19 protein-coding genes are annotated in these 23,408 nt (G+C 70.5%); 17 read left to right on the forward strand and 2 right to left on the reverse strand.

From position 1 onward, the window contains the following. From OG953_RS35065 to OG953_RS35120, 12 genes are all read left to right on the forward strand, one after another. Entirely contained in the window at nt 1-1,287 is a 1,287-nt protein-coding gene (locus OG953_RS35065; protein ID WP_266363167.1) for a dihydroorotase, read from the forward strand. Beyond that, nucleotides 1,284-1,865 carry a hypothetical protein gene (locus OG953_RS35070; protein WP_405689245.1) on the forward strand — a complete coding sequence of 194 codons (582 nt, stop codon included), beginning with the start codon at nt 1,284-1,286 and terminating at the stop codon, nt 1,863-1,865. The genes OG953_RS35065 and OG953_RS35070 overlap by 4 nt, the downstream gene beginning before the upstream one ends. Then, nucleotides 1,862-3,004 (forward strand): glutamine-hydrolyzing carbamoyl-phosphate synthase small subunit, encoded by a 1,143-nt coding sequence (gene carA, locus OG953_RS35075; protein WP_405689246.1) that lies wholly within the window; start codon nt 1,862-1,864, stop codon nt 3,002-3,004. Before OG953_RS35070 ends, carA begins: the two co-directional genes overlap by 4 nt. Next, nucleotides 2,997-6,305, forward strand: coding sequence for a carbamoyl-phosphate synthase large subunit (gene carB / locus OG953_RS35080; protein ID WP_405689247.1), 3,309 nt, complete (start codon nt 2,997-2,999; stop codon nt 6,303-6,305). Before carA ends, carB begins: the two co-directional genes overlap by 8 nt. Nucleotides 6,306-6,370: 65 nt before the next feature. Further along, complete coding sequence (locus tag OG953_RS35085; protein ID WP_405689248.1) at nt 6,371-7,480, forward strand: quinone-dependent dihydroorotate dehydrogenase; 1,110 nt, start codon at nt 6,371-6,373, stop codon at nt 7,478-7,480. Then, nucleotides 7,477-8,316 carry an orotidine-5'-phosphate decarboxylase gene (pyrF, locus tag OG953_RS35090; RefSeq protein WP_405689249.1) on the forward strand — a complete coding sequence of 280 codons (840 nt, stop codon included), beginning with the start codon at nt 7,477-7,479 and terminating at the stop codon, nt 8,314-8,316. Before OG953_RS35085 ends, pyrF begins: the two co-directional genes overlap by 4 nt. A gap of 244 nt (nt 8,317-8,560) precedes the next feature. Beyond that, complete coding sequence (locus OG953_RS35095) at nt 8,561-8,884, forward strand: integration host factor (protein ID WP_014157387.1); 324 nt, start codon at nt 8,561-8,563, stop codon at nt 8,882-8,884. A gap of 38 nt (nt 8,885-8,922) precedes the next feature. Beyond that, the gene (gmk, locus tag OG953_RS35100; RefSeq protein WP_266363178.1) at nt 8,923-9,540 is read left to right on the forward strand and encodes a guanylate kinase; all 618 of its coding nucleotides are present in this window, start codon (nt 8,923-8,925) and stop codon (nt 9,538-9,540) included. 80 nt (nt 9,541-9,620) lie between these two features. After that, a complete protein-coding gene (rpoZ, locus tag OG953_RS35105) occupies nt 9,621-9,893 on the forward strand; it encodes a DNA-directed RNA polymerase subunit omega (RefSeq protein WP_003970369.1) in 273 nt (90 codons plus the stop codon). A gap of 132 nt (nt 9,894-10,025) precedes the next feature. Next, a complete protein-coding gene (gene coaBC, locus OG953_RS35110) occupies nt 10,026-11,228 on the forward strand; it encodes a bifunctional phosphopantothenoylcysteine decarboxylase/phosphopantothenate--cysteine ligase CoaBC (RefSeq protein WP_405689250.1) in 1,203 nt (400 codons plus the stop codon). Nucleotides 11,229-11,469: 241 nt separating this feature from the next. Then, a complete protein-coding gene (metK, locus tag OG953_RS35115) occupies nt 11,470-12,693 on the forward strand; it encodes a methionine adenosyltransferase (protein ID WP_114243484.1) in 1,224 nt (407 codons plus the stop codon). A gap of 125 nt (nt 12,694-12,818) precedes the next feature. Continuing rightward, nucleotides 12,819-14,963, forward strand: coding sequence for a primosomal protein N' (locus OG953_RS35120; RefSeq protein ID WP_405689251.1), 2,145 nt, complete (start codon nt 12,819-12,821; stop codon nt 14,961-14,963). A gap of 82 nt (nt 14,964-15,045) precedes the next feature. Here OG953_RS35120 and OG953_RS35125 read toward each other — a convergent pair whose 3' ends face one another. Further along, nucleotides 15,046-15,594, reverse strand: a complete 549-nt coding sequence (locus OG953_RS35125) for a hypothetical protein (RefSeq protein ID WP_405689252.1) — start codon at nt 15,592-15,594, stop codon at nt 15,046-15,048. 229 nt (nt 15,595-15,823) lie between these two features. Here OG953_RS35125 and fmt point away from each other — a divergent pair, with 229 nt between their 5' ends. The 4 genes from fmt to OG953_RS35145 all read left to right on the forward strand — a co-directional run bounded on the left by fmt (nt 15,824) and on the right by OG953_RS35145 (nt 20,447). Beyond that, nucleotides 15,824-16,756 (forward strand): methionyl-tRNA formyltransferase, encoded by a 933-nt coding sequence (gene fmt, locus OG953_RS35130; RefSeq protein ID WP_405689253.1) that lies wholly within the window; start codon nt 15,824-15,826, stop codon nt 16,754-16,756. Between the two features lie 73 nt (nt 16,757-16,829). Then, nucleotides 16,830-18,263, forward strand: a complete 1,434-nt coding sequence (locus OG953_RS35135; protein ID WP_383975316.1) for an RsmB/NOP family class I SAM-dependent RNA methyltransferase — start codon at nt 16,830-16,832, stop codon at nt 18,261-18,263. Between the two features lie 319 nt (nt 18,264-18,582). Further along, on the forward strand, nt 18,583-19,266 hold the full coding sequence (rpe, locus tag OG953_RS35140) for a ribulose-phosphate 3-epimerase (protein ID WP_405689254.1): 684 nt from the start codon (nt 18,583-18,585) through the stop codon (nt 19,264-19,266). Between the two features lie 164 nt (nt 19,267-19,430). Beyond that, on the forward strand, nt 19,431-20,447 hold the full coding sequence (locus OG953_RS35145; RefSeq protein ID WP_405692244.1) for a sugar-binding transcriptional regulator: 1,017 nt from the start codon (nt 19,431-19,433) through the stop codon (nt 20,445-20,447). Between the two features lie 140 nt (nt 20,448-20,587). On the opposite strand, the gene OG953_RS35150 is transcribed toward OG953_RS35145, so the two are convergent. Further along, nucleotides 20,588-21,610 carry a terpene cyclase gene (locus OG953_RS35150; RefSeq protein WP_405692247.1) on the reverse strand — a complete coding sequence of 341 codons (1,023 nt, stop codon included), beginning with the start codon at nt 21,608-21,610 and terminating at the stop codon, nt 20,588-20,590. Between the two features lie 306 nt (nt 21,611-21,916). On the opposite strand from OG953_RS35150, the gene OG953_RS35155 reads away from it, so the two are divergent. After that, nucleotides 21,917-23,383, forward strand: coding sequence for a GuaB1 family IMP dehydrogenase-related protein (locus tag OG953_RS35155; RefSeq protein ID WP_405689255.1), 1,467 nt, complete (start codon nt 21,917-21,919; stop codon nt 23,381-23,383). Nucleotides 23,384-23,408: the final 25 nt, after the last annotated feature.

Here is a 23,408-nt window from a genome sequence, read left to right on the forward strand (position 1 = left end):
ATGAGCAAGATCCTTATCCGCGGCGCGAAGGTCCTCGGCGGCGAATCCCAGGACGTCCTGATCGACGGCGAAACCATCGCCGCAGTCGGTACCGGCATCGAGGCCGGTGACGCGACCGTCGTCGAGGCCGAGGGCCAGATCCTGCTGCCCGGCCTGGTCGACCTCCACACCCACCTGCGCGAGCCCGGCCGCGAGGACTCCGAGACCGTCCTCACCGGGACGAAGGCGGCGGCCGTCGGTGGCTTCACCGCCGTGCATGCCATGGCCAACACCTTCCCGGTCGCCGACACCGCCGGTGTCGTCGAGCAGGTCTGGCGGCTCGGCAAGGAGTCCGGCTACTGCGACGTGCAACCGATCGGCGCCGTCACTGTCGGCCTGGAGGGCAAGAAGCTCGCCGAGCTCGGCGCCATGCACGATTCGGCCGCCGGAGTGAAAGTCTTCTCCGACGACGGCAAGTGCGTCGACGACGCGGTGATCATGCGCCGTGCGCTGGAGTACGTGAAGGCCTTCGACGGCGTCGTCGCGCAGCACGCCCAGGAACCCCGCCTCACCGAGGGCGCCCAGATGAACGAGGGCATCGTCTCCGCGGAACTCGGTCTCGGCGGCTGGCCCGCCGTCGCCGAGGAGTCGATCATCGCCCGCGACGTACTGCTCGCCGCCCACGTCGGCTCCAGGGTGCACATCTGCCACCTGTCGACCGCCGGCTCCGTCGAGATCGTCCGCTGGGCCAAGTCCAAGGGCTGGAACGTCACCGCCGAGGTTACCCCGCACCACCTGCTCCTCACCGACGAGCTCGTACGGTCCTACAACCCGGTCTACAAGGTGAACCCGCCGCTGCGCACCGAGGCCGACGTCATGGCCCTGCGCGAGGCGCTCGCCGACGGCACCATCGACTGCGTCGCCACCGACCACGCCCCGCACCCGCACGAGGACAAGGACTGCGAGTGGGCAGCCGCCGCCATGGGCATGGTGGGCCTGGAGACCGCGCTCTCCGTCGTCCAGCAGACGATGGTCGACACCGGCCTCATCGACTGGGCGGGTGTCGCCGACCGGATGTCGTTCCGTCCGGCCGCCATCGGCCGTCTCGACGGACACGGTCGGCCCGTCTCGGCCGGTGAGCCCGCCAACCTCACGCTGGTCGATCCGGCTTACCGTGGTGTGGTGGACCCCGCGGGCTTCGCCTCCCGCAGCCGCAACACTCCGTACGAGGGTCGCGAGCTGCCCGGGCGTGTCACCCACACCTTCCTGCGGGGCCGTGCCACGGTCGTCGACGGGAAGCTCGCGTGACATCACTCACCCCCCTGTACCTCCAGCTCGCCGCCGAGCAGAAGTCGGCCGAAGTGACCGACTGGCCCGCTCGCATCAGCTGGGTCATCGGACTGATCGTCTTCATCGCCTTCCTCTACTGGCTGATGCGCCAGGGATGGAAGTGGCGGGGGAGTCTCCAGTCCGATCTGCCGGAACTCAGCTCCACCCCGGAGGGGTTCGCGGACGGTGAGAAGCTGCTGACGCTGACCGGCAGGTACCACGCCTCGACGACCGCCGGGCAGTGGCTTGACCGGATCGTCGCCCACGGCCTCGGTACCCGCAGTCGCGTCGAGCTCACACTGACCGACCAGGGCCTCGACGTCGTACGACCCGGGGCAGCCGACTTCTTCGTCCCGGCCGCCGCACTGCGTGAGGCCCGGCTCGACAAGGGCATCGCGGGCAAGGTCCTCCCCGAGGGCGGCCTGCTGATCATCACCTGGGCGCACGGCGACAAGCTGATCGACTCCGGTTTCCGCTCCGACCACTCGGCCGAGCACCCGGCCTGGGTCGAGGCCATCGAACAACTCACCAGCACTACGGAAGGCACCGCACGATGACGATCTCCACCCGGGGAGCCGCCAAAGCTCCCGCCGTACTCGTCCTGGAGGACGGCCGCGCCTTCCGCGGCCGCGCCTACGGGGCTGTGGGGGAGACCTTCGGCGAGGCGGTGTTCTCCACCGGTATGACCGGCTACCAGGAGACGCTGACCGACCCCTCGTACCACCGTCAGGTCGTCGTGATGACCGCCCCGCACGTCGGCAACACCGGTGTGAACGACGAGGACCCGGAGTCGAAGCGGATCTGGGTCGCCGGATACGTCGTCCGCGACCCCGCCCGGGTGCCCTCCAACTGGCGCTCGCAGCGCTCGCTCGACGAGGAGCTGGAGCAGCAGGGCGTCGTCGGCATCAGCGGCATCGACACCCGCGCCCTCACCCGCCACCTGCGCGAGCGCGGCGCCATGCGCGTCGGCATCTTCTCCGGTGACGCCGTCGCCGACGAGGCCACGCTGCTGGCCCGCGTCAAGGAGGCCCCCGAGATGGTGGGCGCCGACCTCTCCGCCGAGGTCGCGACCAAGGAGACGTATGTCGTCCCCGCGATCGGCACCAAGAAGTTCACCGTCGCCGCGATCGACCTCGGCATCAAGGGCATGACCCCGCACCGGATGGCCGAGCGCGGCATCGAGGTGCACGTCCTGCCCGCCACCGCCACCCTCGACGAGGTGTACGCGGTCGAGCCCGACGGAGTCTTCTTCTCCAACGGCCCCGGCGACCCGGCCACCGCCGACCATCCGGTCTCCGTCATGCAGGGCGTCCTGGAGCGGAAGACGCCACTCTTCGGTATCTGCTTCGGCAACCAGATCCTGGGCCGCGCCCTCGGCTTCGGCACCTACAAGCTGAAGTACGGCCACCGCGGCATCAACCAGCCGGTGCAGGACCGCACGACCGGCAAGGTCGAGGTCACCGCGCACAACCACGGCTTCGCCGTCGACGCCCCGCTGGACAAGGTGTCCGACACGAAGTTCGGCCGCGCCGAGGTCTCCCACGTCTGCCTGAACGACCAGGTCGTCGAGGGGCTGCAGCTCCTCGACCAGCCGGCCTTCAGCGTCCAGTACCACCCCGAAGCAGCCGCGGGCCCGCACGACGCCGCGTACCTCTTCGACCGCTTCGTATCCCTGATGGAGGGCCAGCGTGCCTAAGCGCTCCGATATCCAGTCCGTCCTGGTCATCGGCTCCGGCCCGATCGTCATCGGACAGGCCGCCGAGTTCGACTACTCAGGCACCCAGGCCTGCCGCGTCCTCAAGGCCGAGGGCCTGCGCGTCATCCTGGTCAACTCCAACCCGGCGACGATCATGACCGACCCGGAGATCGCCGACGCCACGTACGTCGAGCCGATCACCCCCGAGTTCGTCGAGAAGATCATCGCCAAGGAGCGCCCCGACGCGCTGCTCCCCACGCTGGGCGGCCAGACCGCGCTCAACACCGCGATCTCCATGCACGAGAACGGTGTCCTGGAGAAGTACGGCGTCGAACTCATCGGCGCCAACGTCGAGGCGATCAACAAGGGCGAGGACCGCGACCTCTTCAAGGGCGTCGTCGAAGCCGTCAACGCCAAGATCGGCCACGGCGAGTCCGCCCGCTCGGTCATCTGCCACTCGATGGAGGACGTCCTGGGGGGCGTCGAGACGCTCGGCGGCTACCCCGTCGTCGTCCGCCCCTCCTTCACCATGGGCGGCGCCGGCTCCGGCTTCGCGCACGACGAGGAGGAGCTGCGCCGGATCGCCGGTCAGGGCCTCATGCTCTCCCCGACCACCGAGGTGCTCCTGGAGGAGTCCATCCTCGGCTGGAAGGAGTACGAGCTGGAGCTGATGCGCGACAAGCACGACAACGTCGTGGTCGTCTGCTCCATCGAGAACTTCGACCCGATGGGCGTCCACACGGGTGACTCGATCACCGTCGCCCCGGCGATGACGCTCACCGACCGCGAGTACCAGCGACTGCGCGACATCGGCATCGCGATCATCCGCGAGGTCGGCGTCGACACCGGCGGCTGCAACATCCAGTTCGCCATCGACCCGACCGACGGCCGAGTCATCGTGATCGAGATGAACCCGCGCGTCTCCCGCTCCTCGGCGCTCGCCTCGAAGGCCACCGGCTTCCCGATCGCCAAGATCGCCGCCAAGCTGGCCGTCGGCTACACGCTCGACGAGATCCCGAACGACATCACCGAGAAGACCCCGGCCTCCTTCGAGCCGACCCTCGACTATGTCGTCGTCAAGGCCCCGCGGTTCGCCTTCGAGAAGTTCCCCTCCGCCGACTCCACCCTCACCACCACCATGAAGTCGGTGGGCGAGGCCATGGCGATCGGCCGGAACTTCACCGAGGCGCTCCAGAAGGCACTGCGCTCGCTGGAGAAGAAGGGCTCGCAGTTCTCCTTCACCGGTGAGACCGGCGACAAGGCCGAGCTGCTGGCCGAGGCGGTCCGCCCGACCGACGGCCGGATCAACACCGTCATGCAGGCGATCCGGGCCGGGGCCACCCAGGAAGAAGTTTTCGACGCCACGAAGATCGACCCCTGGTTCGTCGACCAGCTCTTCCTGATCAAGGAGATCGCCGACGAACTGGCCGCCGCGGACGAGCTCGTCCCCGAGTTGTTGGCAGAGGCCAAGCGACACGGCTTCTCCGACGCCCAGATCGCCGACATCCGCAGCCTGCGCGAGGACGTCGTGCGCGAGGTGCGGCACGCCCTGGGAATCCGTCCGGTCTACAAGACGGTCGACACCTGCGCCGCCGAGTTCGCCGCGAAGACGCCGTACTTCTACTCCAGTTACGACGAGGAGAGCGAGGTCGCGTCCCGCACCAAGCCTGCGGTGATCATCCTCGGCTCCGGACCCAACCGCATCGGCCAGGGCATCGAGTTCGACTACTCCTGCGTCCACGCCTCCTTCGCCCTGAGCGACGCGGGCTACGAGACCGTGATGGTCAACTGCAACCCGGAGACCGTCTCCACCGACTACGACACCTCCGACCGCCTGTACTTCGAGCCGCTGACGCTCGAGGACGTGCTGGAGATCGTGCACGCCGAGTCCCTCGCGGGCCCGGTCGCCGGTGTCATCGTCCAGCTCGGCGGCCAGACGCCGCTGGGTCTGTCGCAGGCGCTCAAGGACAACGGCGTGCCGGTCGTCGGTACGTCCCCGGAGGCCATCCACGCCGCCGAGGACCGCGGCGCCTTCGGCCGCGTCCTGGCCGAGGCCGGACTCCCGGCCCCGAAGCACGGCACCGCCACCACGTTCGACGAGGCCAAGGCCATCGCCGACGAGATCGGCTACCCCGTCCTCGTACGCCCCAGTTACGTGCTCGGCGGCCGGGGCATGGAGATCGTGTACGACGAGACGCGGCTCTCCTCGTACATCGCCGAGTCCACCGAGATCAGCCCCACCCGGCCGGTCCTGGTCGACCGCTTCCTCGACGACGCGATCGAGATCGACGTCGACGCGCTCTACGACGGCACCGAGCTCTACCTCGGCGGCGTCATGGAGCACATCGAGGAGGCCGGTATCCACTCCGGTGACTCCGCCTGCGCGCTGCCCCCGATCACGCTCGGCGGCTACGACATCAAGCGGCTGCGCACCTCCACCGAGGGCATTGCCAAGGGCGTCGGCGTACGCGGACTGATCAACATCCAGTTCGCGCTCTCCGGCGACATCCTGTATGTCCTGGAGGCCAACCCGCGCGCCTCGCGCACCGTCCCCTTCACCTCGAAGGCGACCGCGGTGCCGCTCGCCAAAGCCGCCGCCCGCATCTCGCTGGGCGCGACCGTCGCCGAGCTGCGCGAGGAGGGTCTGCTGCCGAAGAACGGCGACGGCGGCACCCTGCCGCTCGACGCGCCGATCTCCGTCAAGGAGGCCGTCATGCCGTGGTCACGGTTCCGCGACATCCACGGCCGCGGTGTCGACACCGTCCTCGGCCCGGAGATGCGCTCCACCGGCGAGGTCATGGGCATCGACTCGGTCTTCGGCACGGCGTACGCCAAGTCGCAGGCCGGCGCGTACGGCCCGCTGCCCACCAAGGGGCGCGCGTTCATCTCCGTCGCCAACCGCGACAAGCGCTCGATGATCTTCCCGGCGCGCGAGCTGGTCGCCCACGGCTTCGAGCTGCTGGCCACCTCCGGCACCGCCGAGGTGCTCAAGCGCAACGGCATCCACGCCACGGTCGTGCGCAAGCAGTCCGAGGGCGTCGGCCCGCAGGGCGAGAAGACCATCGTCCAGCTCATCCACGACGGCGAGGTCGACCTGATCGTCAACACGCCGTACGGAACGGGCGGCCGCCTCGACGGCTACGAGATCCGTACCGCGGCCGTCGCCAGGTCCGTGCCGTGCCTCACGACGGTCCAGGCACTCGCCGCGGCCGTCCAGGGCATCGACGCACTCAACCACGGAGACGTCGGCGTACGTTCCCTCCAGGAACACGCGGAACATCTGACCGCGGCGCGCGACTAGCAGGCCCAGCAGGGGGACACCGGAAACGGTGTCCCCCTCTCTGTGAGGACACCGAGGACACCCCGATGTACAAATTCTTCTTCCAGCTGGTCTTCAAGCGGATGGACCCGGAGCAGGCGCACTACCTGGCCTTCCGGTGGATCCGCCTCGCCGCCCGCATCCCCGTGCTGCGCACCTTCGCCGCCGCCGCGCTCGCCCCCCGCTACAAGGAGCTGCGCACCGAGGCCCTCGGCCTGCGGATGCACGGCCCCTTCGGCCTCGCCGCCGGCTTCGACAAGAACGCCGTCGCGATCGACGGCATGTCGATGCTCGGCTTCGACCACATCGAGATCGGTACGGTCACCGGCGAGCCGCAGCCCGGCAACCCCAAGAAGCGTCTCTTCCGCCTCGTGGCGGACCGCGCGCTGATCAACCGCATGGGCTTCAACAACGAGGGCTCCGCGGCCGTGGCCGAGCGCCTGGCCGCCCGCAAGCCGGTCTTCCGGACCACGGTCGGCGTCAACATCGGCAAGACCAAGGTCGTGCCCGAGGCCGAAGCGGTCGGCGACTACGTGAAGTCCACCGAGCGGCTCGCCCGCCACGCCGACTACCTCGTCGTGAACGTCTCCTCGCCCAATACCCCCGGCCTGCGCAATCTCCAGGCCACCGAGGCGCTCCGGCCCCTGCTCAGCGCCGTGCGCGAGGCAGCCGACCGGACCGTCACCGACCGGCGGGTCCCCCTGCTCGTGAAGATCGCCCCCGATCTCGCGGACGAGGACGTCGACGCGGTCGCCGATCTCGCGGTCGAGCTGGGTCTGGACGGCATCATCGCCACCAACACCACCATCGCCCGGGACGGCCTCGGCCTGAAGTCCTCGCCGTCCCTGGTCAAGGAGACCGGCGGGCTGTCCGGTGCGCCTCTCAAGGCACGCTCCCTGGAGGTCCTGAGCCGCCTGTACGCGCGGGTGGGCGACCGGATCACCCTGGTCGGTGTCGGGGGCATCGAGAATGCCGAGGACGCCTGGCAGCGCATTCTCGCCGGTGCCACGCTCGTCCAGGGCTACAGCGCCTTCATCTACGAGGGCCCGTTCTACGCCCGGGCGATCCACAAGGGCCTGGCCGCGCGCCTGGCAGCCTCCCCGTACGCCACCCTCGCCGAAGCCGTCGGCGCAGAAACCAGGAAGGCCACCGCATGATCCCGGAACCGTTCGGCGCACGCCTGCGCCGCGCCATGGACACCCGCGGGCCGCTCTGCGTAGGCATCGACCCGCACGCCTCGCTCCTCACCGCCTGGGGCCTGAACGACGACGTCGCAGGTCTGGAGCACTTCACGCGTACGGTCGTCGAGGCACTGGCGGACCGGGTCGCCGTCCTCAAGCCGCAGTCCGCGTTCTTCGAGCGCTTCGGCTCGCGCGGCATCGCGGTCCTGGAGAAGGCCGTCGAGGAGGCGCGGGCGGCCGGTGCACTCGTCCTGATGGACGCCAAGCGCGGCGACATCGGCTCCACCATGGGCGCCTACGCGGCGACCTTCCTGGACAAGGACTCGCCGCTGTTCTCGGACGCGGTCACCGTCTCGCCGTACCTCGGCTTCGGTTCGCTGCGGCCGGCGCTCGACGCGGCTGTCCTCTCCGGCGCGGGCGTCTTCGTGCTCGCCCTCACCTCCAACCCGGAGGGAGCGGAGGTTCAGCGCGCCACCGCCGCCGACGGCCGTTCGCTGGCCCAGCTGATGCTCGACCACATGGCCGCAGAGAACGAGGGGGCCACCCCGCTCGGCTCCGTCGGCGCGGTGGTCGGTGCCACGCTCGGGGACGCGGGCGTCAATCTCGCCATCAACGGCCCCCTGCTCGCCCCCGGGATCGGGGCCCAGGGCGCGACGCCCGCGGATCTGCCCGGTGTCTTCGGCGACGCGGTGGGCAATGTGGTGCCCAGTGTGAGCCGCGGCGTACTGAGCCAGGGACCGGACGTCGCGGGGCTGCGCGCAGCCGCCGAACGGCTCACGGACGAGGTCCGGGCAGCCGTCGCAGGTAGGTGAACATGCCACGTAACAGCGTGTTGACTGAATCCTGACCAAAAAACTCGGTTGTTATGCCTGAAATGTCCTGGTCGGCTGAGGCTGACCAGGACTTTTCGTTGGTTCTCGCTGACTCGAGCGGTCTTGGCGGCTAGTCTCCGTCGAGAGCCGACGTACACAAGTTGTCCGTCGCTCACCTGGTGTGGAGCGTCCAGCTTCCTCACCGGTCCGTATCCGACAGATCGACATCCGAGGTGACGTAGGCGTGGCTCTTCCGCCCCTTACCCCTGAACAGCGCGCAGCCGCGCTCGAAAAGGCCGCCGCGGCTCGCCGGGAGCGGGCCGAGGTCAAGAATCGACTCAAGCACTCCGGCGCCTCCCTCCATGAGGTCATCAAGCAGGGCCAGGAGAACGACGTCATCGGCAAGATGAAGGTCTCTGCCCTCCTGGAGTCCCTGCCGGGCGTGGGCAAGGTCCGCGCCAAGCAGATCATGGAGCGGCTCGGCATCTCCGAGAGCCGCCGGGTCCGGGGTCTCGGCTCCAACCAGATCGCATCCCTGGAGCGCGAGTTCGGCGGCAGCGCCGCCTGACGTTCTCAGGCACCCCTGAGAACCTGGATAATCGCTTCATGGCTGCAACATCCCGGGGGACGTCCCCCGTACCCCCGGACGTACGTCCGCGGCTGACCGTGCTCTCCGGCCCCTCGGGGGTCGGCAAGAGCACGGTCGTCGCCCATATGCGCAAGGCCCACCCCGAGGTATGGCTCTCGGTGTCGGCGACGACCCGCAAGCCGCGCCCCGGCGAGCGCAACGGTGTCCACTACTTCTTCGTGGACAACGACGAGTTCGACAAGCTGATCGCCAATGGCGAGCTGCTGGAGTGGGCCGAGTTCGCCGGCAACCGGTACGGCACGCCGCGCCGTGCCGTGCTCGACCGCCTGGAGGCGGGCGAGCCGGTGCTGCTGGAGATCGATCTCCAAGGCGCCCGGCTGGTCCGGCAGTCGATGCCGGATGCCCAGCTCGTCTTCCTGGCCCCGCCGAGCTGGGAGGAGCTGGTGCGCCGGCTCACCGGCCGAGGGACCGAATCCGCCGAGGTGATCGAGCGCAGGCTCGCCGCCGCCAGGATCGAACTGGCTGCCGAGTCCGAGTTCGATACGACTCTGGTCAACACCTCCGTCGAGGACGTGGCACGTGAGCTGCTAGCCTTGATGCTGGAGGCTTCCGGCCACCGTGCCGACAGCGACTGACGCAGCCGACACGCGCGGCAGTACGGAACTCCGCACTGTCAAAGATTTCTTTGATCTTTACCCCCTTCGGAAGGCAGAGAGTGTCCTCTTCCATCACCACGCCCGAGGGCATCATCAACCCGCCGATTGATGAGCTCCTTGAGGCCACCGACTCGAAGTACAGCCTCGTGATCTACGCCGCCAAGCGCGCGCGCCAGATCAACGCGTACTACTCGCAGCTCGGCGAGGGTCTCCTGGAGTACGTCGGTCCGCTCGTCGACACCCACGTGCACGAGAAGCCGCTCTCGATCGCGCTCCGCGAGATCAACGCGGGCCTGCTCACCTCCGAGGCCATCGAGGGCCCCGCGCAGTAAGCAGGAATTGCACCTTCACCACAGGCCCGGCGGCCACGGCTGCCGGGCCTGTGGTGTGTCCGGGGCGACACCATTGGACCGGGTGCGGTGAGGCAGCATGGGGGTGTTCGTATCCGAGTGCGGGGAGACGCAGTGGACAAGCCGAAGGTCGTTCTTGGGGTCAGCGGAGGCATCGCCGCGTACAAGGCGTGCGAGCTGCTGCGCAGGCTGACCGAGTCCGGTCATGACGTGAGGGTCGTCCCGACCGAGTCGGCGCTGCACTTCGTGGGGGCGGCCACCTGGTCGGCACTCTCGGGCCACCCGGTGTCGACGGAGGTCTGGAACGACGTCCATGAGGTGCCGCACGTCAGGATCGGGCAGGAAGCCGACCTGGTCGTCGTCGCCCCGGCCACCGCCGACATGCTCGCCAAGGCCGCCCACGGTCTCGCCGACGACCTGCTCACCAACACGCTCCTGACCGCCCGCTGTCCCGTCGTCTTCGCGCCTGCCATGCACACCGAGATGTGGGAGCACCCCGCCACCCGGGAGAACGTCGCCACGCTGCGCCGTCGCGGCGCCGTCGTCATCGAGCCCGCCGTGGGCCGGCTGACCGGCGTCGACACCGGCAAGGGCCGGCTGCCCGACCCCGGGGAGATCTTCGAGGTCTGCCGCCGGGTGCTGGCCCGCGGGCCCGTCGAAGCCGACCTGGCCGGCCGTCACGTCGTGATCAGCGCGGGTGGTACGCGAGAGCCGCTCGACCCGGTGCGCTACCTCGGCAACCGTTCCTCCGGCAAGCAGGGTTTCGCGCTGGCCCGCACCGCGGTCGCCCGCGGCGCCCGGGTCACGCTCATCGAGGCCAACACCGGTCTGCCGGACCCGGCCGGCGCCGACGTCCTGCACGCAGGGACCGCCATACAGCTGCGCGAGGCCGTGCTGAAGGCCGCCGCGGACGCCGATGTGGTCGTGATGGCGGCGGCGGTCGCCGACTTCCGCCCCGCCGAGTACGCGACCGGGAAGATCAAGAAGAAGGACGGTCAGGAGCCCGCGCCCATCAAGCTCGTCCGCAATCCCGACATCCTCGCCGAGGTCGCCGGTGAACGCGCCCGGCCGGACCGGATCGTCGTCGGTTTCGCCGCCGAGACCGACGATGTCCTCGCCAACGGCCGCGAGAAGCTCCGCCGCAAGGGCTGCGATCTCCTCGTCGTCAATGAGGTGGGGGAGCGCAGGACATTCGGCTCCGAGGAGAACGAAGCGGTGGTCCTCGCAGCCGACGGCGGTGAGACCCCGGTGCCGTTCGGTCCCAAGGAGGCGCTCGCCGACACGGTCTGGGATCTCGTGTCGTCGCGGCTCGGATGAATTCTCGTTTCACGCCATCGCGCAAGCCAAAACCCCTGAAATATGGGCGCAAATGGCTTTTTCGGGAGGCGATTTTCGTACAGTGACGGGTCGTGCCGCAGGTCACAGAACTCCCAAAGGGCGAGACACGTTGTCCGCCGAGCGGCAGCGACCGATAAACTGACTCCGGACCGTGCCGGGCGCAGCTCCCGGCCGTCCGCCAAATGATCAGCCAGCAGCCGCTGCAACCCCAGGGAGCGATGTGTCCCGCCGTCTCTTCACCTCGGAGTCTGTCACCGAGGGTCACCCCGACAAGATCGCTGACCAGATCAGCGACACCATTCTCGACGCGCTGCTCCGCGAGGACCCCCGGTCCCGCGTCGCCGTCGAGACCTTGATCACCACCGGTCTGGTGCATGTTGCGGGTGAGGTCACGACCAAGGCCTACGCCGACATTCCGACCCTCGTGCGCAACAAGATTCTCGAGATCGGCTACGACTCCTCCAAGAAGGGCTTCGACGGCGCCTCCTGCGGCGTCTCGGTGTCCATCGGTGCGCAGTCGCCTGACATCGCGCAGGGTGTCGACACCGCGTACGAGAAGCGGGTCGAGGGTTCCGCCGCAGGTGAAGAAGGGGACGACCTCGACAAGCAGGGCGCCGGCGACCAGGGCCTGATGTTCGGGTACGCCTGCGACGAGACGCCCGAACTCATGCCGCTTCCGATCTACCTCGCGCACCGGCTCTCGCGTCGGCTCTCCGAGGTCCGCAAGAACGGGACCATCCCGTACCTGCGCCCGGACGGCAAGACCCAGGTCACCATCGAGTACGACGGCGACAAGGCCGTCCGTCTCGACACGGTCGTCGTCTCCTCGCAGCACGCCAGCGACATCGACCTCGACTCGCTGCTCGCGCCCGACATTCGCGAGTTCGTCGTCGAGCACGTGCTCGCGCAGCTGATCGAGGACGGCATCAAGCTGGACACCGACGGCTACCGGCTGCTGGTCAACCCGACCGGGCGCTTCGAGATCGGCGGCCCGATGGGCGACGCCGGCCTGACCGGCCGCAAGATCATCATCGACACCTACGGCGGCATGGCCCGCCACGGCGGTGGCGCCTTCTCGGGCAAGGACCCGTCGAAGGTCGACCGCTCGGCCGCGTACGCCATGCGCTGGGTCGCCAAGAACGTCGTCGCCGCGGGCCTCGCCGCCCGTTGCGAGGTGCAGGTCGCATACGCGATCGGCAAGGCTGAGCCCGTCGGTCTGTTCGTCGAGACGTTCGGCACCGCCGCGGTCGAGACCGAGAAGATCGAGCACGCCATCGGCGAGGTCTTCGACCTCCGCCCGGCCGCGATCATCCGCGACCTCGACCTGCTCCGCCCGATCTACGCCCAGACCGCGGCGTACGGCCACTTCGGCCGTGAGCTTCCCGACTTCACCTGGGAGCGCACGGACCGCGTGGACGCGCTGCGTACGGCGGCCGGGCTGTAAGCCTGCCGCCCCAGTCCGTACGCCGGGGCCCGGACGCCGCACGCGGTGTCCGGGCCCCGGCGCGTGCGGCCGCCGGTTTGCTCTCGCAGGGGCCGGTGTCAGTGGTGTCTGGTAGGAATTTGGCTGTGAGCAGCGACAACGAGCGATCCGAGGACCCCGCGGGCGGGGCCCCGGAGCAGCTTGCGCTCATTCGGGAGACGGTACGGAAGGCCAACGTGCCGCGGGCCAAGCCGCGGACCTGGCGCGGCGCCGCGCTCGCCAAGGAGCTGCCCGTCGCCCGGGTGCTGGTCAACAAGGGCGTGCTCCATCTCGACCAGTACTTCGACTACGCCGTGCCCGAGGAGCTCGACGCCGACGCACAGCCCGGAGTGCGGGTGCGGGTGCGATTCGGGGCAGGGGGGCGCAATGTCCGCGGCGGGCGGCGCGAAGGGGGCGGCCTGATCGACGGGTTCCTCGTCGAGCGGCTCGCCGAATCGGACTACACGGGAGCCCTGGCCGCGCTCGCCTATGTCGTGTCGCCCGAACCGGTGCTGGGACCGGAGCTGCTGGCCCTCTCGCGGGCTGTCGCCGACCGTTACGCGGGCAGCCTCGCCGATGTGCTGCAGCTCGCCGTGCCGCCCAGGAACGGACGGGCCGAGTCCAAGCCCTCGCCCGAGCCGCTGCCACCGCCGCCCGCGCCGTCGGCGGGGAGCTGGGAGCGGTACGCCCAGGGGCCCGCGTTCCTGCGGGCACTGGCCGAGGGCGGTGCGCCCCGGGCCGTATGGACCGCCCTGCCCGGACCGCACTGGCCCCAGGAGATCGCCAGGGCCATGGCCGCGACGCTCGCCTCCGGGCGCGGCGCTTTGGGCGTCGTGCCGGACGGCCGGACCGCGGGGCGGGTGGATGCCGCGCTCACCGAGCTTCTCGGCGAGGGCCGCCATGCGCTGCTGACCGCCGACTCCGGACCGGAGAAGCGGTACCGGGAGTGGCTCGCCGTTCGGCGCGGCTCGGTGCGGGCGGTCGTCGGGACGCGGGCCGCGATGTTCGCACCCGTCGCCGATCTGGGCCTGGTCGCCGTCTGGGACGACGGGGACTCCAGCCACAGCGACGACAATGCCCCCTTCCCGCACGTCCGCGAGGTGCTCGAACTGCGGGCCGCGCACGGCCGGTGCGCATTCCTGCTCGGTGGTACGAACTGCACGGTGGAGGCCGCCCAGCTGGTGGAGAGCGGCTGGGCGCTGCCGCTGCGCGCGGACCGGGAGCAGCTGCGCATCGCGGCGCCCCTGGTGCGTACGGTCGGCGACGGGGAGCTGGCGCGGGACGGGGCCGCGAGGGCGGCCCGGCTGCCCAGCCTGGCCTGGCAGACAGTACGGGACGGGCTGCGCATCGGCCCCGTCCTGGTCCAGGTGCCGCGCCGCGGATACGCACCGCGGCTGGCTTGCGAGCGCTGCCGTGAACCCGCCCGGTGCCGGCACTGTGCCGGACCGCTTCAGGCACCGGACCAGCGGGATCTCGACTGCGCCTGGTGCGGGCGGGCCGAGACCGCCTGGCACTGCGTCGCCTGCGGCTCCCATCGGCTGCGGGCCCAGATCGTCGGCGCCCGCCGCACCGCCGAGGAGCTCGGCCGGGCGTTTCCCGCGGTACCGGTACGGACGTCGGGCCGCGACCACATCCTGGACTCGGTGCCGGACGCGCCGGCACTGGTCGTCAGCACCCCCGGCGCCGAACCCGTCGCCGAGGGCGGCTACGCGGCGGCGCTGCTGCTGGACGGCTGGGCGATGGTCGGGCGCCCCGACCTGCGGGCCGGCGAGGAGGCGCTGCGCCGTTGGACGGCCGCGGCCTCGCTGGTGAGGGGGCAGCCGGAGGGCGGCACGGTGGTGATCGTCGCCGAGCCGACGCTGCGGCCCGTGCAGGCCCTGGTGCGCTGGGACCCGGTCGGACACGCCCGCCGTGAGCTGGCGGAACGGGCCGAGCTCGGCTTCCCCCCGGTGTCCCGGATGGCCTCGGTGACCGGCTCGCCGGAGGCGCTCGCCGCGTTTCTCACGGCCGCCGAACTGCCGCCGGAGGCCGAGGTGCTCGGCCCGGTCCCGGTGCCGGGCGCCGAGCCAGGCAGGCCCCGCAGGCCCTGGGACGCACCGCCGGGGGAGTTCTGGGAGCGGGCGCTGCTCAGGGTGCCACCGGGGAGTGGGGCGGCGCTTGCGGCCGCGCTGAAGGCGGCGCAGGCGGCGCGGATGTCCCGGGGAGGCGGTGCGCAGGTCCGGATCAGGGTGGATCCGCCGGACATCGGGTGACGGCTCGGTGGATGAGGCCGGAGGGGGAGATGCGGCTGCCCCGCCGTGCATCGGGCGCGGCGGGGCAGGGGGGGTGGGGTGGTCAGCCGTTGCGCGGGCCGGGGAAGATGCCCGGGCGCACGTCCTCGCGCAGGGACGGGCGGTCCACCGACGGCTGCGGGGGCATGGAGCGTGCGGCGGGTACGGCGGGCAGCGCGGGCGCATTGGCGGAGCCGGGCGCAATGGGCAGTGGGCGTGGCACAGCGGTCTCCGCGGTGGCCTCGGCCGTTCCCGGCTGCCGGGCGTTGCGGCGGGCGCCGTAGCGGCGGTGCACCGCCTGCTTGGTGACCCCGAGCGCGGAGCCCACCGCGTCCCAGGAGAAGCCCAGCGAGCGGTCGAAGTCCACTGCCGCGGTGACCAGGGTCTCGACACTGTCCCGCAACTCCTGGGCCAGCCTGACGGTGGGGGCCGGGGCCCTGCCGTAGACGACGAAGCCCGTGGACGGGCCGGAGCGGCGCGGACGGTAGACGTTGCCCAGTTGGGCGGTGAGCGTGCGCAGCGCGTCCACCTGCCGCCGGACCCGCTCGATGTCCCGCACCAACAGATGCAGGCTGGCCCGCGCTTGGGCGTCGTGGGTTGCGTGGTCGGCCATGAAGAAGCCTCTCGAACCGGCATTGAAAGGGATCGGGCCGCATCGTGGCGGCTCGCTTCGGTCAATCTCTCTTGACCAACGCGTCAGCCGGGGATCTGGTCACGGTGCAGGGGCGCGTGTGCATATCCAAGGGGCGCGCAGTCATGCGTACGCCCCCCGGTCGCCCGGCCCATAGACTTGTGCGTTGCTCGTCACCGTACGTTTCGGCCCGAGAGGCAGTCAGCCACCCATGAAGCTCGTCTTCGCAGGCACCCCCGAGGTAGCCGTACCCGCCCTGGACGCCCTGATCGCCTCCGACCGGCACGAGGTGGCCGCCGTCGTCACCCGGCCCGACGCCCCTGCCGGGCGAGGCCGCCGCCTGGTCGCCAGCCCCGTCGCCGAGCGCGCCGAGGAGGCCGGGATCGAGGTGCTCAAGCCCGCCCGGCCGCGCGACGAGGACTTCCTGGCGCGGCTGCGGGAGATCGGCCCGGATTGCTGTCCGGTCGTCGCCTACGGAGCGCTGCTGCCCAGGACCACGCTCGACGTGCCCGCCCGCGGCTGGGTCAACCTCCACTTCTCGCTGCTGCCCGCCTGGCGCGGCGCGGCCCCCGTACAGCACGCGATCATGGCCGGGGACGAGGTGACCGGTGCATCGACCTTCCTGATCGAGGAGGGGCTCGACTCCGGCCCGGTGTACGGCGTCCTCACCGAAGAGGTACGGCCTACCGACACCAGCGGTGACCTGCTCACCCGGCTGGCGTTCGCGGGTGCGGGACTGCTCGTCGCGACCATGGACGGCATCGAGGACGGCACGCTGCACGCCGTACCTCAGCCTGCCGAGGGCGTCACCCTCGCACCGAAGATCACCGTCGAGGACGCCCAGGTGCAGTGGTCCGCCCCTGCCCTGCGGGTCGACCGGGTGGTGCGCGGCTGCACCCCTGCTCCTGGGGCGTGGACGCTGTTCCGCGGGGAGCGGCTGAAGGTGATTCAGGCGGTGCCCGTGCTGGACCGTGCCGATCTGGCGCCCGGCGAGCTGTCGGCGGCCAAGAACAATGTGTACGTGGGCACCGGATCGCACGCCGTCGAGCTGCTCTGGGTCCAGCCGCAGGGCAAGAAGCCGATGCGGGCCGCGGACTGGGCCCGCGGGGTGCGGATCGTCCACGGCGAGCTGCTGGGGATCTAGCGGAATCCCGGGCCTGGGCGGCGACGTACGCTGGGAGGGTTCGCCCTCTCACCATCAGCGGAGCACCTTTCACGTGAACGACCAGCAGCGTCGCCGTCCCGCCAAGCCGCATCGCCGCCCCAAGAAGGACCCCGTCCGGTTCCTCGCCTTCGAAGCGCTCAGGGCCGTCGACGAACGCGATGCGTACGCCAACCTCGTCCTTCCTCCGCTGCTGAAGAAGGCCCGCGCCAAGGGAGACTTCGACAACAGGGACGCGGCGCTGGCGACCGAACTGGTCTACGGGACACTGCGCCGCCAGGGGACGTACGACGCGATCGTCGCGGCCTGCATCGACCGGCCGCTGCGCGAGGTCGACCCGCCGGTCCTCGATGTGCTCAACATGGGCGTGCACCAGCTGCTCGGCACCCGTATCCCCACCCACGCGGCGGTCTCCGCCAGCGTGGAGCTGGCCCGTGTGGTGCTCGGCGAAGGGCGGGCCAAGTTCGTCAACGCCGTGCTTCGGAAGGTCTCCGCGGACGACCTCGACGGCTGGGTGGCGCGCGTCGCCCCGTCGTACGACGAGGACGCCGAGGACCACCTCGCGGTCGTGCACTCGCACCCGCGTTGGGTCGTGTCTGCACTCTGGGACGCACTGGGCGGCGGCCGCGCCGGGATCGAGGACCTCCTCGAAGCGGACAACGAACGGCCCGAGGTCACTCTGGTCGCCCGCCCCGGCCGCTCCACCACCGACGAACTGCTCACCGCCCTCGGTGACGAGAACGGCCTGCCCGGCCGCTGGTCGCCCTATGCCGTACGGATGGCGGAGGGCGGCGAGCCCGGTGCGCTGACCGCCGTGCAGGAGGGCCGGGCCGGGGTCCAGGACGAGGGCAGCCAGCTGGTGGCCGCCGCCCTCGCCAACGCACCGCTGGAGGGCAGCGACACCCGGTGGCTCGACGGCTGTGCCGGGCCCGGCGGCAAGGCCGCCCTGCTCGGCGCACTCGCCGCCGGACGAGGTGCCGCCCTGCTCGCCGCCGAGAAGCAGCCGCACAGGGCCCGCCTCGTAGAGCGCGCGCTGGCCGGCAACCCCGGCCCGTACCAGGTGATCACCGCCGACGGAACCCGCCCGCCGTGGCAGCCCGGCACCTTCGACCGGATCCTGATGGACGTCCCGTGCTCGGGCCTCGGCGCGCTGCGCCGTCGCCCGGAGGCGCGCTGGCGGCGCCGCCCGGAGGACCTGGAGAGCTTCGCACCGCTGCAACGCGGTCTGCTGCGTGAGGCTTTGAAGGCGGTGCGGGTCGGCGGCATCGTCGGTTACGCGACCTGCTCACCGCATCTCGCGGAGACCCGGGTCGTCGTCGAGGACGTGCTCAAGGGGCGTGGCGGCCAGCCGGTCGATGCGGAGTGGGTCGATGCCCGCCCGCTGATGCCGGGAGTGCCCGCGCTGGGCGATGGTCCCGACGTCCAGTTGTGGCCGCATCTGCACGGCACCGACGCGATGTACCTGGCACTGCTGCGCCGGACCGCCTGAGGCAGGCCGGGGGGCCGCGCGAGGCCGGCAGAGCGGCCAGGGGCCGACGGCATGTGCGACCGGGCACGGGTACTGGCCGCCGCCCGGACGGGCCGCCCGCCGGATTCGGTGCCCGGCCCGTAGGCGGGAGGCCCTCCGCCGTCTGCCGGCAGCAGGCCCGCCGCCTCAGGGCCCCGTACCGCCCCCGAAGGGCCCGATGCGGGCTGAAACGCCCGTATCGCACGGCCGGAGGCTTGGATTCCGCGAACTGTAATGATCCCGTGAGGCTTTGGCCCGCACCAGGGCGGGGAAGTGGCGCGGAACATGGCAGGCTTGGCACATGGCCCAGATCAACCCCAGCATCCTGTCCGCCGACTTCGCCCGTCTCGCCGAGGAGGCGAAGGCAGTCGAAGGTGCCGACTGGCTCCATGTCGATGTGATGGACAACCACTTTGTGCCCAATCTGACCCTCGGCGTGCCGATCGTGGAATCGCTCAGCCGGGCCACGGACACTCCGCTGGACTGCCATCTGATGATCGAGGACCCGGACCGCTGGGCGCCGCAGTACGTCGAGGCGGGCGCCGGCTCCGTCACCTTTCACGTGGAGGCCGCGGCAGCCCCCGTACGGCTGGCGCGGGAGATCCGGGCCAAGGGTGCCCGCGCCTCCATGGCGCTCAAGCCCGCGACGCCCATCGAGCCGTACGAGGACCTGCTCCCCGAACTCGACATGCTGCTGATCATGACGGTCGAGCCGGGCTTCGGTGGCCAGGCTTTCCTGGACATCATGCTGCCGAAGATCCGCCGCACCCGTGAGCTGATCTCCAAGCACGGCCTCGAACTGTGGCTCCAGATCGACGGCGGCGTCTCCGAGTCCACCATCGAGCGGTGCGCCGACGCCGGTGCGGATGTTTTCGTCGCGGGTTCGGCGGTGTACGGGGCCGCGGACCCGGCGGAAGCGGTGCGCACCCTGCGTGCCAAGGCGGAAGCGGCCACCGCCTCGGCGGCCTGGGCGTGCCACCACTGAAGCGGAAACCGGCGCCGGAACCCGCTCCGGCCCCCGATTGCAGGTCGGGCCGGCCAAGGGCAGATGAACGCGGTCCGACGGGACCGATCAAGGATCGCCGGATCTGACAGGATGAACGGCGTATCGAGAGTGTGAACAGCAGTGAGGAGATCGCGGTGTCTGCAATGTCGGCGGGACGGTCCGCCCTGCGGATGGGGCCCGCGGAGCTGGTGCAGGCGGCGGCCATGGCCCGCCGCTTCTACCTCGAAGGAAAGTCGAAGATCCAGATCGCCGAGGAGTTCGGCGTCAGCCGCTTCAAGGTGGCCCGGGTCCTGGAGACGGCTCTTGAGCGCGACCTCGTACGCATCGAGATCCGCGTCCCCGCCGAACTGGACGCCGAGCGCTCCGACGCGCTCAGGGCCCGCTACGGGCTGCGTCACGCGGTTGTCGTCGAATCTCCCGCGGAGGAGCAGGACGACGCACCGGACCCGGAGAACCTGGGTGAGGTCGCGGCGGATCTCCTCGGAGAACTGGTGAACGAGGGCGATGTGCTCGGCCTGGCCTGGGGCCGGTCCACCATCCACATGGCGGCGGCGCTCGACCGGCTGCCGCCGTGCACGGTCGTGCAGCTCACCGGGGTGTACGACGCGGGGACGGCCGAGCGCGGCTCGGTCGAGGCGGTCCGGCGGGCCGCCCAGGTGGCCGGCGGTGAGGCCCACCCGATCTACGCGCCGATGCTGCTGCCCGACCCGGCCACGGCCGCCGCGCTGCGCCACCAGACCGGTATCGCCCGCGCCTTCGAGTACTTCGACAAGGTGACGGTCGCCGCGGTGTCCATCGGCTCCTGGGAGCCGGGCATCTCCACCGTCCACGACATGCTCACGGACGAGGAGCGGGCGCACTACGCGTCGCTCGGCGTCGCCGCCGAGATGTCCGCGCACCTCTTCGACAAGGAGGGGCGGCGGGTCGGCCGGGACCTGGGGGAGCGATGCATCACGGTCGAGGCCGACCGGCTGCGCCGGATCCCCGAGGTGGTGGCGATCGCGGGCGGCCAGCGGAAGGCTGCGGCGATCGGGGCGGTGCTGCGGTCCGGGCTCGTCACCAGCCTGGTGACGGATACGGCGGCGGCCGACTATCTGCTGACCGAGTCGGCGGCGCCGCGGCGGCCGGCGCTGGAGCGGGCGGATCCGGACGGGGCCTGAGCGGGCGCCGGGAGGCGGGCAGCGGTGGTCGCGGAGACCGTTGCCGGGGCCGCCCGGTGGCCGCTGTGTCCTCAACCGCCGGACGGGGTTGATTTTGCCGCCCGGCGATTGAGTGGGCCTTGACCGACTAGTCCGGTGGTTCAGTGCTGGGCCACGCCCAGGACCGTTGCCTCCAGGTACTCTTCCGGCTCCTCGTACTGGCTCACATCGGCCGGGTTGTAGCGGGGGGTCTGCCGTGACCAGTCCAGGTTGCCGCGCATCCAGCTCCGCATCCCGTCCAGGTACGGTGCGAGCATCCAGGACAGCTGCGGGTACGCGGCCAGCAGCTCGGCCTCGGCGGTGAGGAACCGCTCCGTCTCCGTGGCGATCTCCGCGCAGACGTGTTTGAGCGCCTCCTGCTTGCCGTAACCGCGGTGGTGCCGGACCAGATGGACGAGATTGTGGATCTCGCCGAGCACCTGCTCCTTCTCGTACGAGTACACGTCGTTGGCCCAGCACACGACATTGCACGACGCTTCCAGCGCGGCGATGAACCGGGAATCGTTGTGGATCGACTCGGGAGCCTCGATCCCGGCCACGATCTCTATCAGGTCCATGCAGACATGTATCGCGCCGGTGTGGCGACGCTTGGCGATGTACGTCTCCTCGGACGGCACCACCCCCGCGGCTCGGTTCCCGGCCTCCCAGGTGGTGGCCGTCGTGAGATACGTGGTCAGGTGCCGGCCGAACCGGGTGCGCCAGTGCGCGGCCGTGGTCGGTGTCGTCCGTTCCCACAGATCGACCAGGGCGACCACGGCGGCGGGAAGGTCCTCGTCGGACAGGGTGGCCGTACCGGCGCCCTCGATCACGGACCGCATCACCGCGACCACGTCCCGCACCCGCTCCGGGCTGCGGCCCAGGTGACCGTCGTCCAGCTGGTCGTCGACGAGAAACAGCCATACGAACCAGTCGGCGACGAGGTCGAGATTCTTGCTGTCGGCGGTCGGATGCACCATGCCGACGAACGCTCCGAAGTCCGCCTGCTCGAAGCGATCCCTGGCTGAATCACCGTGTACCAGACCGGTGTTGCGGATCCAGCTGTCGAGGTGGACTCGGGTGTGCCCGACGTGCGGACTCGTCCGCTGGGGGAACGGGCAGTAGATGTCCGGCAGTTCGCTCTCCACGGGTGGGTCGTGATCCTCTCCGGTCGTACGTGTGACGGAAGTTGTGACCATCCGCCTGTTCCTCCGGGGCGTATTCGTGACCCGCGGGACCTGCGGATTTGAAGCTACCCGACCCCTTGTCACCAGGTCCAGGGAAGATCATCGCGAATGATTCGGTTGCCGTACGGGTAGGGTCCGCGGGCAAGGCAGGTTCCACTTGCCCGGAACTCCCGCTCCGTTCCTTCGGCGGAACGTACGAATGCGGGGGCAATTTGCTGTGTCTTCCTGGAAGCGACCTGCTCCGTTTCGTATGAAAAAATAAGCGTTATGCGTTTTCTTGAGCCCGGCACCGGTCGCTACACAGACTCTCCCTCGGTCCCGTACGACCTCACGTACGACGATGTCTTCATGGTTCCGGGCCGTTCGGCGGTCGGTTCCCGCCAGGGTGTCGACCTCTCCTCGCCGGACGGCAGCGGCACCACCATCCCGCTCGTCGTCGCGAACATGACGGCCATCGCGGGTCGCCGGATGGCCGAAACGATCGCCCGCCGCGGCGGGCTCGTCGTCATCCCTCAGGACATCCCGATCGACGTCGTCACCGATGTCGTCTCCTGGGTGAAAACGCGCCACCTCGTGCTCGACACGCCGATCGTGCTGGCCCCGGGCCAGACGGTCGCCGACGCCCTGTCCCTGCTGCCGAAACGCGCGCACGGCGCGGGTGTGGTCGTCGACGAGGAGCAGCGGCCCCTCGGTGTCGTCACCGACCATGACCTGACCGGTGTCGACCGCTTCACCCAGCTCTCCGAGGTCATGTCCAGGGATCTGGTGCTCCTCGACGCGGACATCGACCCGCGCGACGCGTTCAACAAGCTCGACGGAGCCCACCGCAAGCTCGCCCCCGCGGTCGACGCGGACGGCCGGCTCGTCGGCATCCTCACCCGTAAGGCCGCACTGCGCGCCACTCTGTACACCCCCGCCACCGACGCGGCCGGCAGGCTGCGGATCGCCGCCGCCGTCGGGATCAACGGCGATGTCGCGGGCAAGGCCGAGCAACTCCTCGACGCGGGCGTCGACACCCTCGTCGTGGACACCGCGCACGGCCACCAGGAGTCCATGATCAGCGCGGTCCGCGCGGTCCGTGCGCTCGCCCCGCAGGTGCCGATCGTGGCCGGCAACATCGTCGCCGCCGAGGGCGTGCGCGACCTCATCGAGGCCGGCGCGGACATCATCAAGGTCGGTGTCGGCCCCGGCGCCATGTGCACCACTCGGATGATGACCGGTGTGGGCCGGCCGCAGTTCTCCGCCGTCCTGGAGTGTGCCGCCGAGGCGAAGAAGTACGGCAAGCACGTCTGGGCGGACGGCGGCGTCCGTCACCCGCGCGATGTGGCCATGGCGCTCGCCGCGGGCGCGTCCAACGTGATGATCGGCTCCTGGTTCGCCGGTACGTACGAGTCGCCGGGTGACCTCCAGCAGTCCGCCGACGGCCGCTTCTACAAGGAGTCCTTCGGCATGGCGTCCGCGCGCGCCGTGAAGAACCGTACGTCGGACGAGTCGGCGTACGACCGGGCCCGCAAGGCGCTCTTCGAGGAGGGCATCTCCACCTCGCGGATGTTCCTCGACCCGGCCCGGCCCGGCGTCGAGGACCTGATCGACTCGATCATCGCGGGCGTACGCTCGTCCTGCACCTACGCCGGCGCGGCCTCCCTGGAGGAGTTCGCCGAGAAGGCGGTCGTCGGGGTGCAGAGCGCCGCCGGTTACGCCGAGGGCAAGCCGCTTCACGCCAGCTGGAGTTGATTCCGAAGTCCCGCAACACCGTTGC

Origin of the sequence: Streptomyces sp. NBC_00057, from assembly GCF_045041165.1 — a bacterium.
GTDB lineage: Bacteria > Actinomycetota > Actinomycetes > Streptomycetales > Streptomycetaceae > Streptomyces.

Coding starts and splice junctions, on each gene's coding strand:
- pyrF (WP_405689249.1), top strand. CDS start 7,477: ATGATCCCGGAACCGTTCGGCGCACGCCTGCGCCGCGCCATGGACACC.
- OG953_RS35125 (WP_405689252.1), bottom strand. CDS start 15,594: ATGGCCGACCACGCAACCCACGACGCCCAAGCGCGGGCCAGCCTGCAT.
- carA (WP_405689246.1), top strand. CDS start 1,862: ATGACGATCTCCACCCGGGGAGCCGCCAAAGCTCCCGCCGTACTCGTC.
- fmt (WP_405689253.1), top strand. CDS start 15,824: ATGAAGCTCGTCTTCGCAGGCACCCCCGAGGTAGCCGTACCCGCCCTG.
- gmk (WP_266363178.1), top strand. CDS start 8,923: ATGGCTGCAACATCCCGGGGGACGTCCCCCGTACCCCCGGACGTACGT.
- rpe (WP_405689254.1), top strand. CDS start 18,583: ATGGCCCAGATCAACCCCAGCATCCTGTCCGCCGACTTCGCCCGTCTC.
- OG953_RS35155 (WP_405689255.1), top strand. CDS start 21,917: ATGCGTTTTCTTGAGCCCGGCACCGGTCGCTACACAGACTCTCCCTCG.
- OG953_RS35065 (WP_266363167.1), top strand. CDS start 1: ATGAGCAAGATCCTTATCCGCGGCGCGAAGGTCCTCGGCGGCGAATCC.
- OG953_RS35145 (WP_405692244.1), top strand. CDS start 19,431: ATGTCGGCGGGACGGTCCGCCCTGCGGATGGGGCCCGCGGAGCTGGTG.
- OG953_RS35085 (WP_405689248.1), top strand. CDS start 6,371: ATGTACAAATTCTTCTTCCAGCTGGTCTTCAAGCGGATGGACCCGGAG.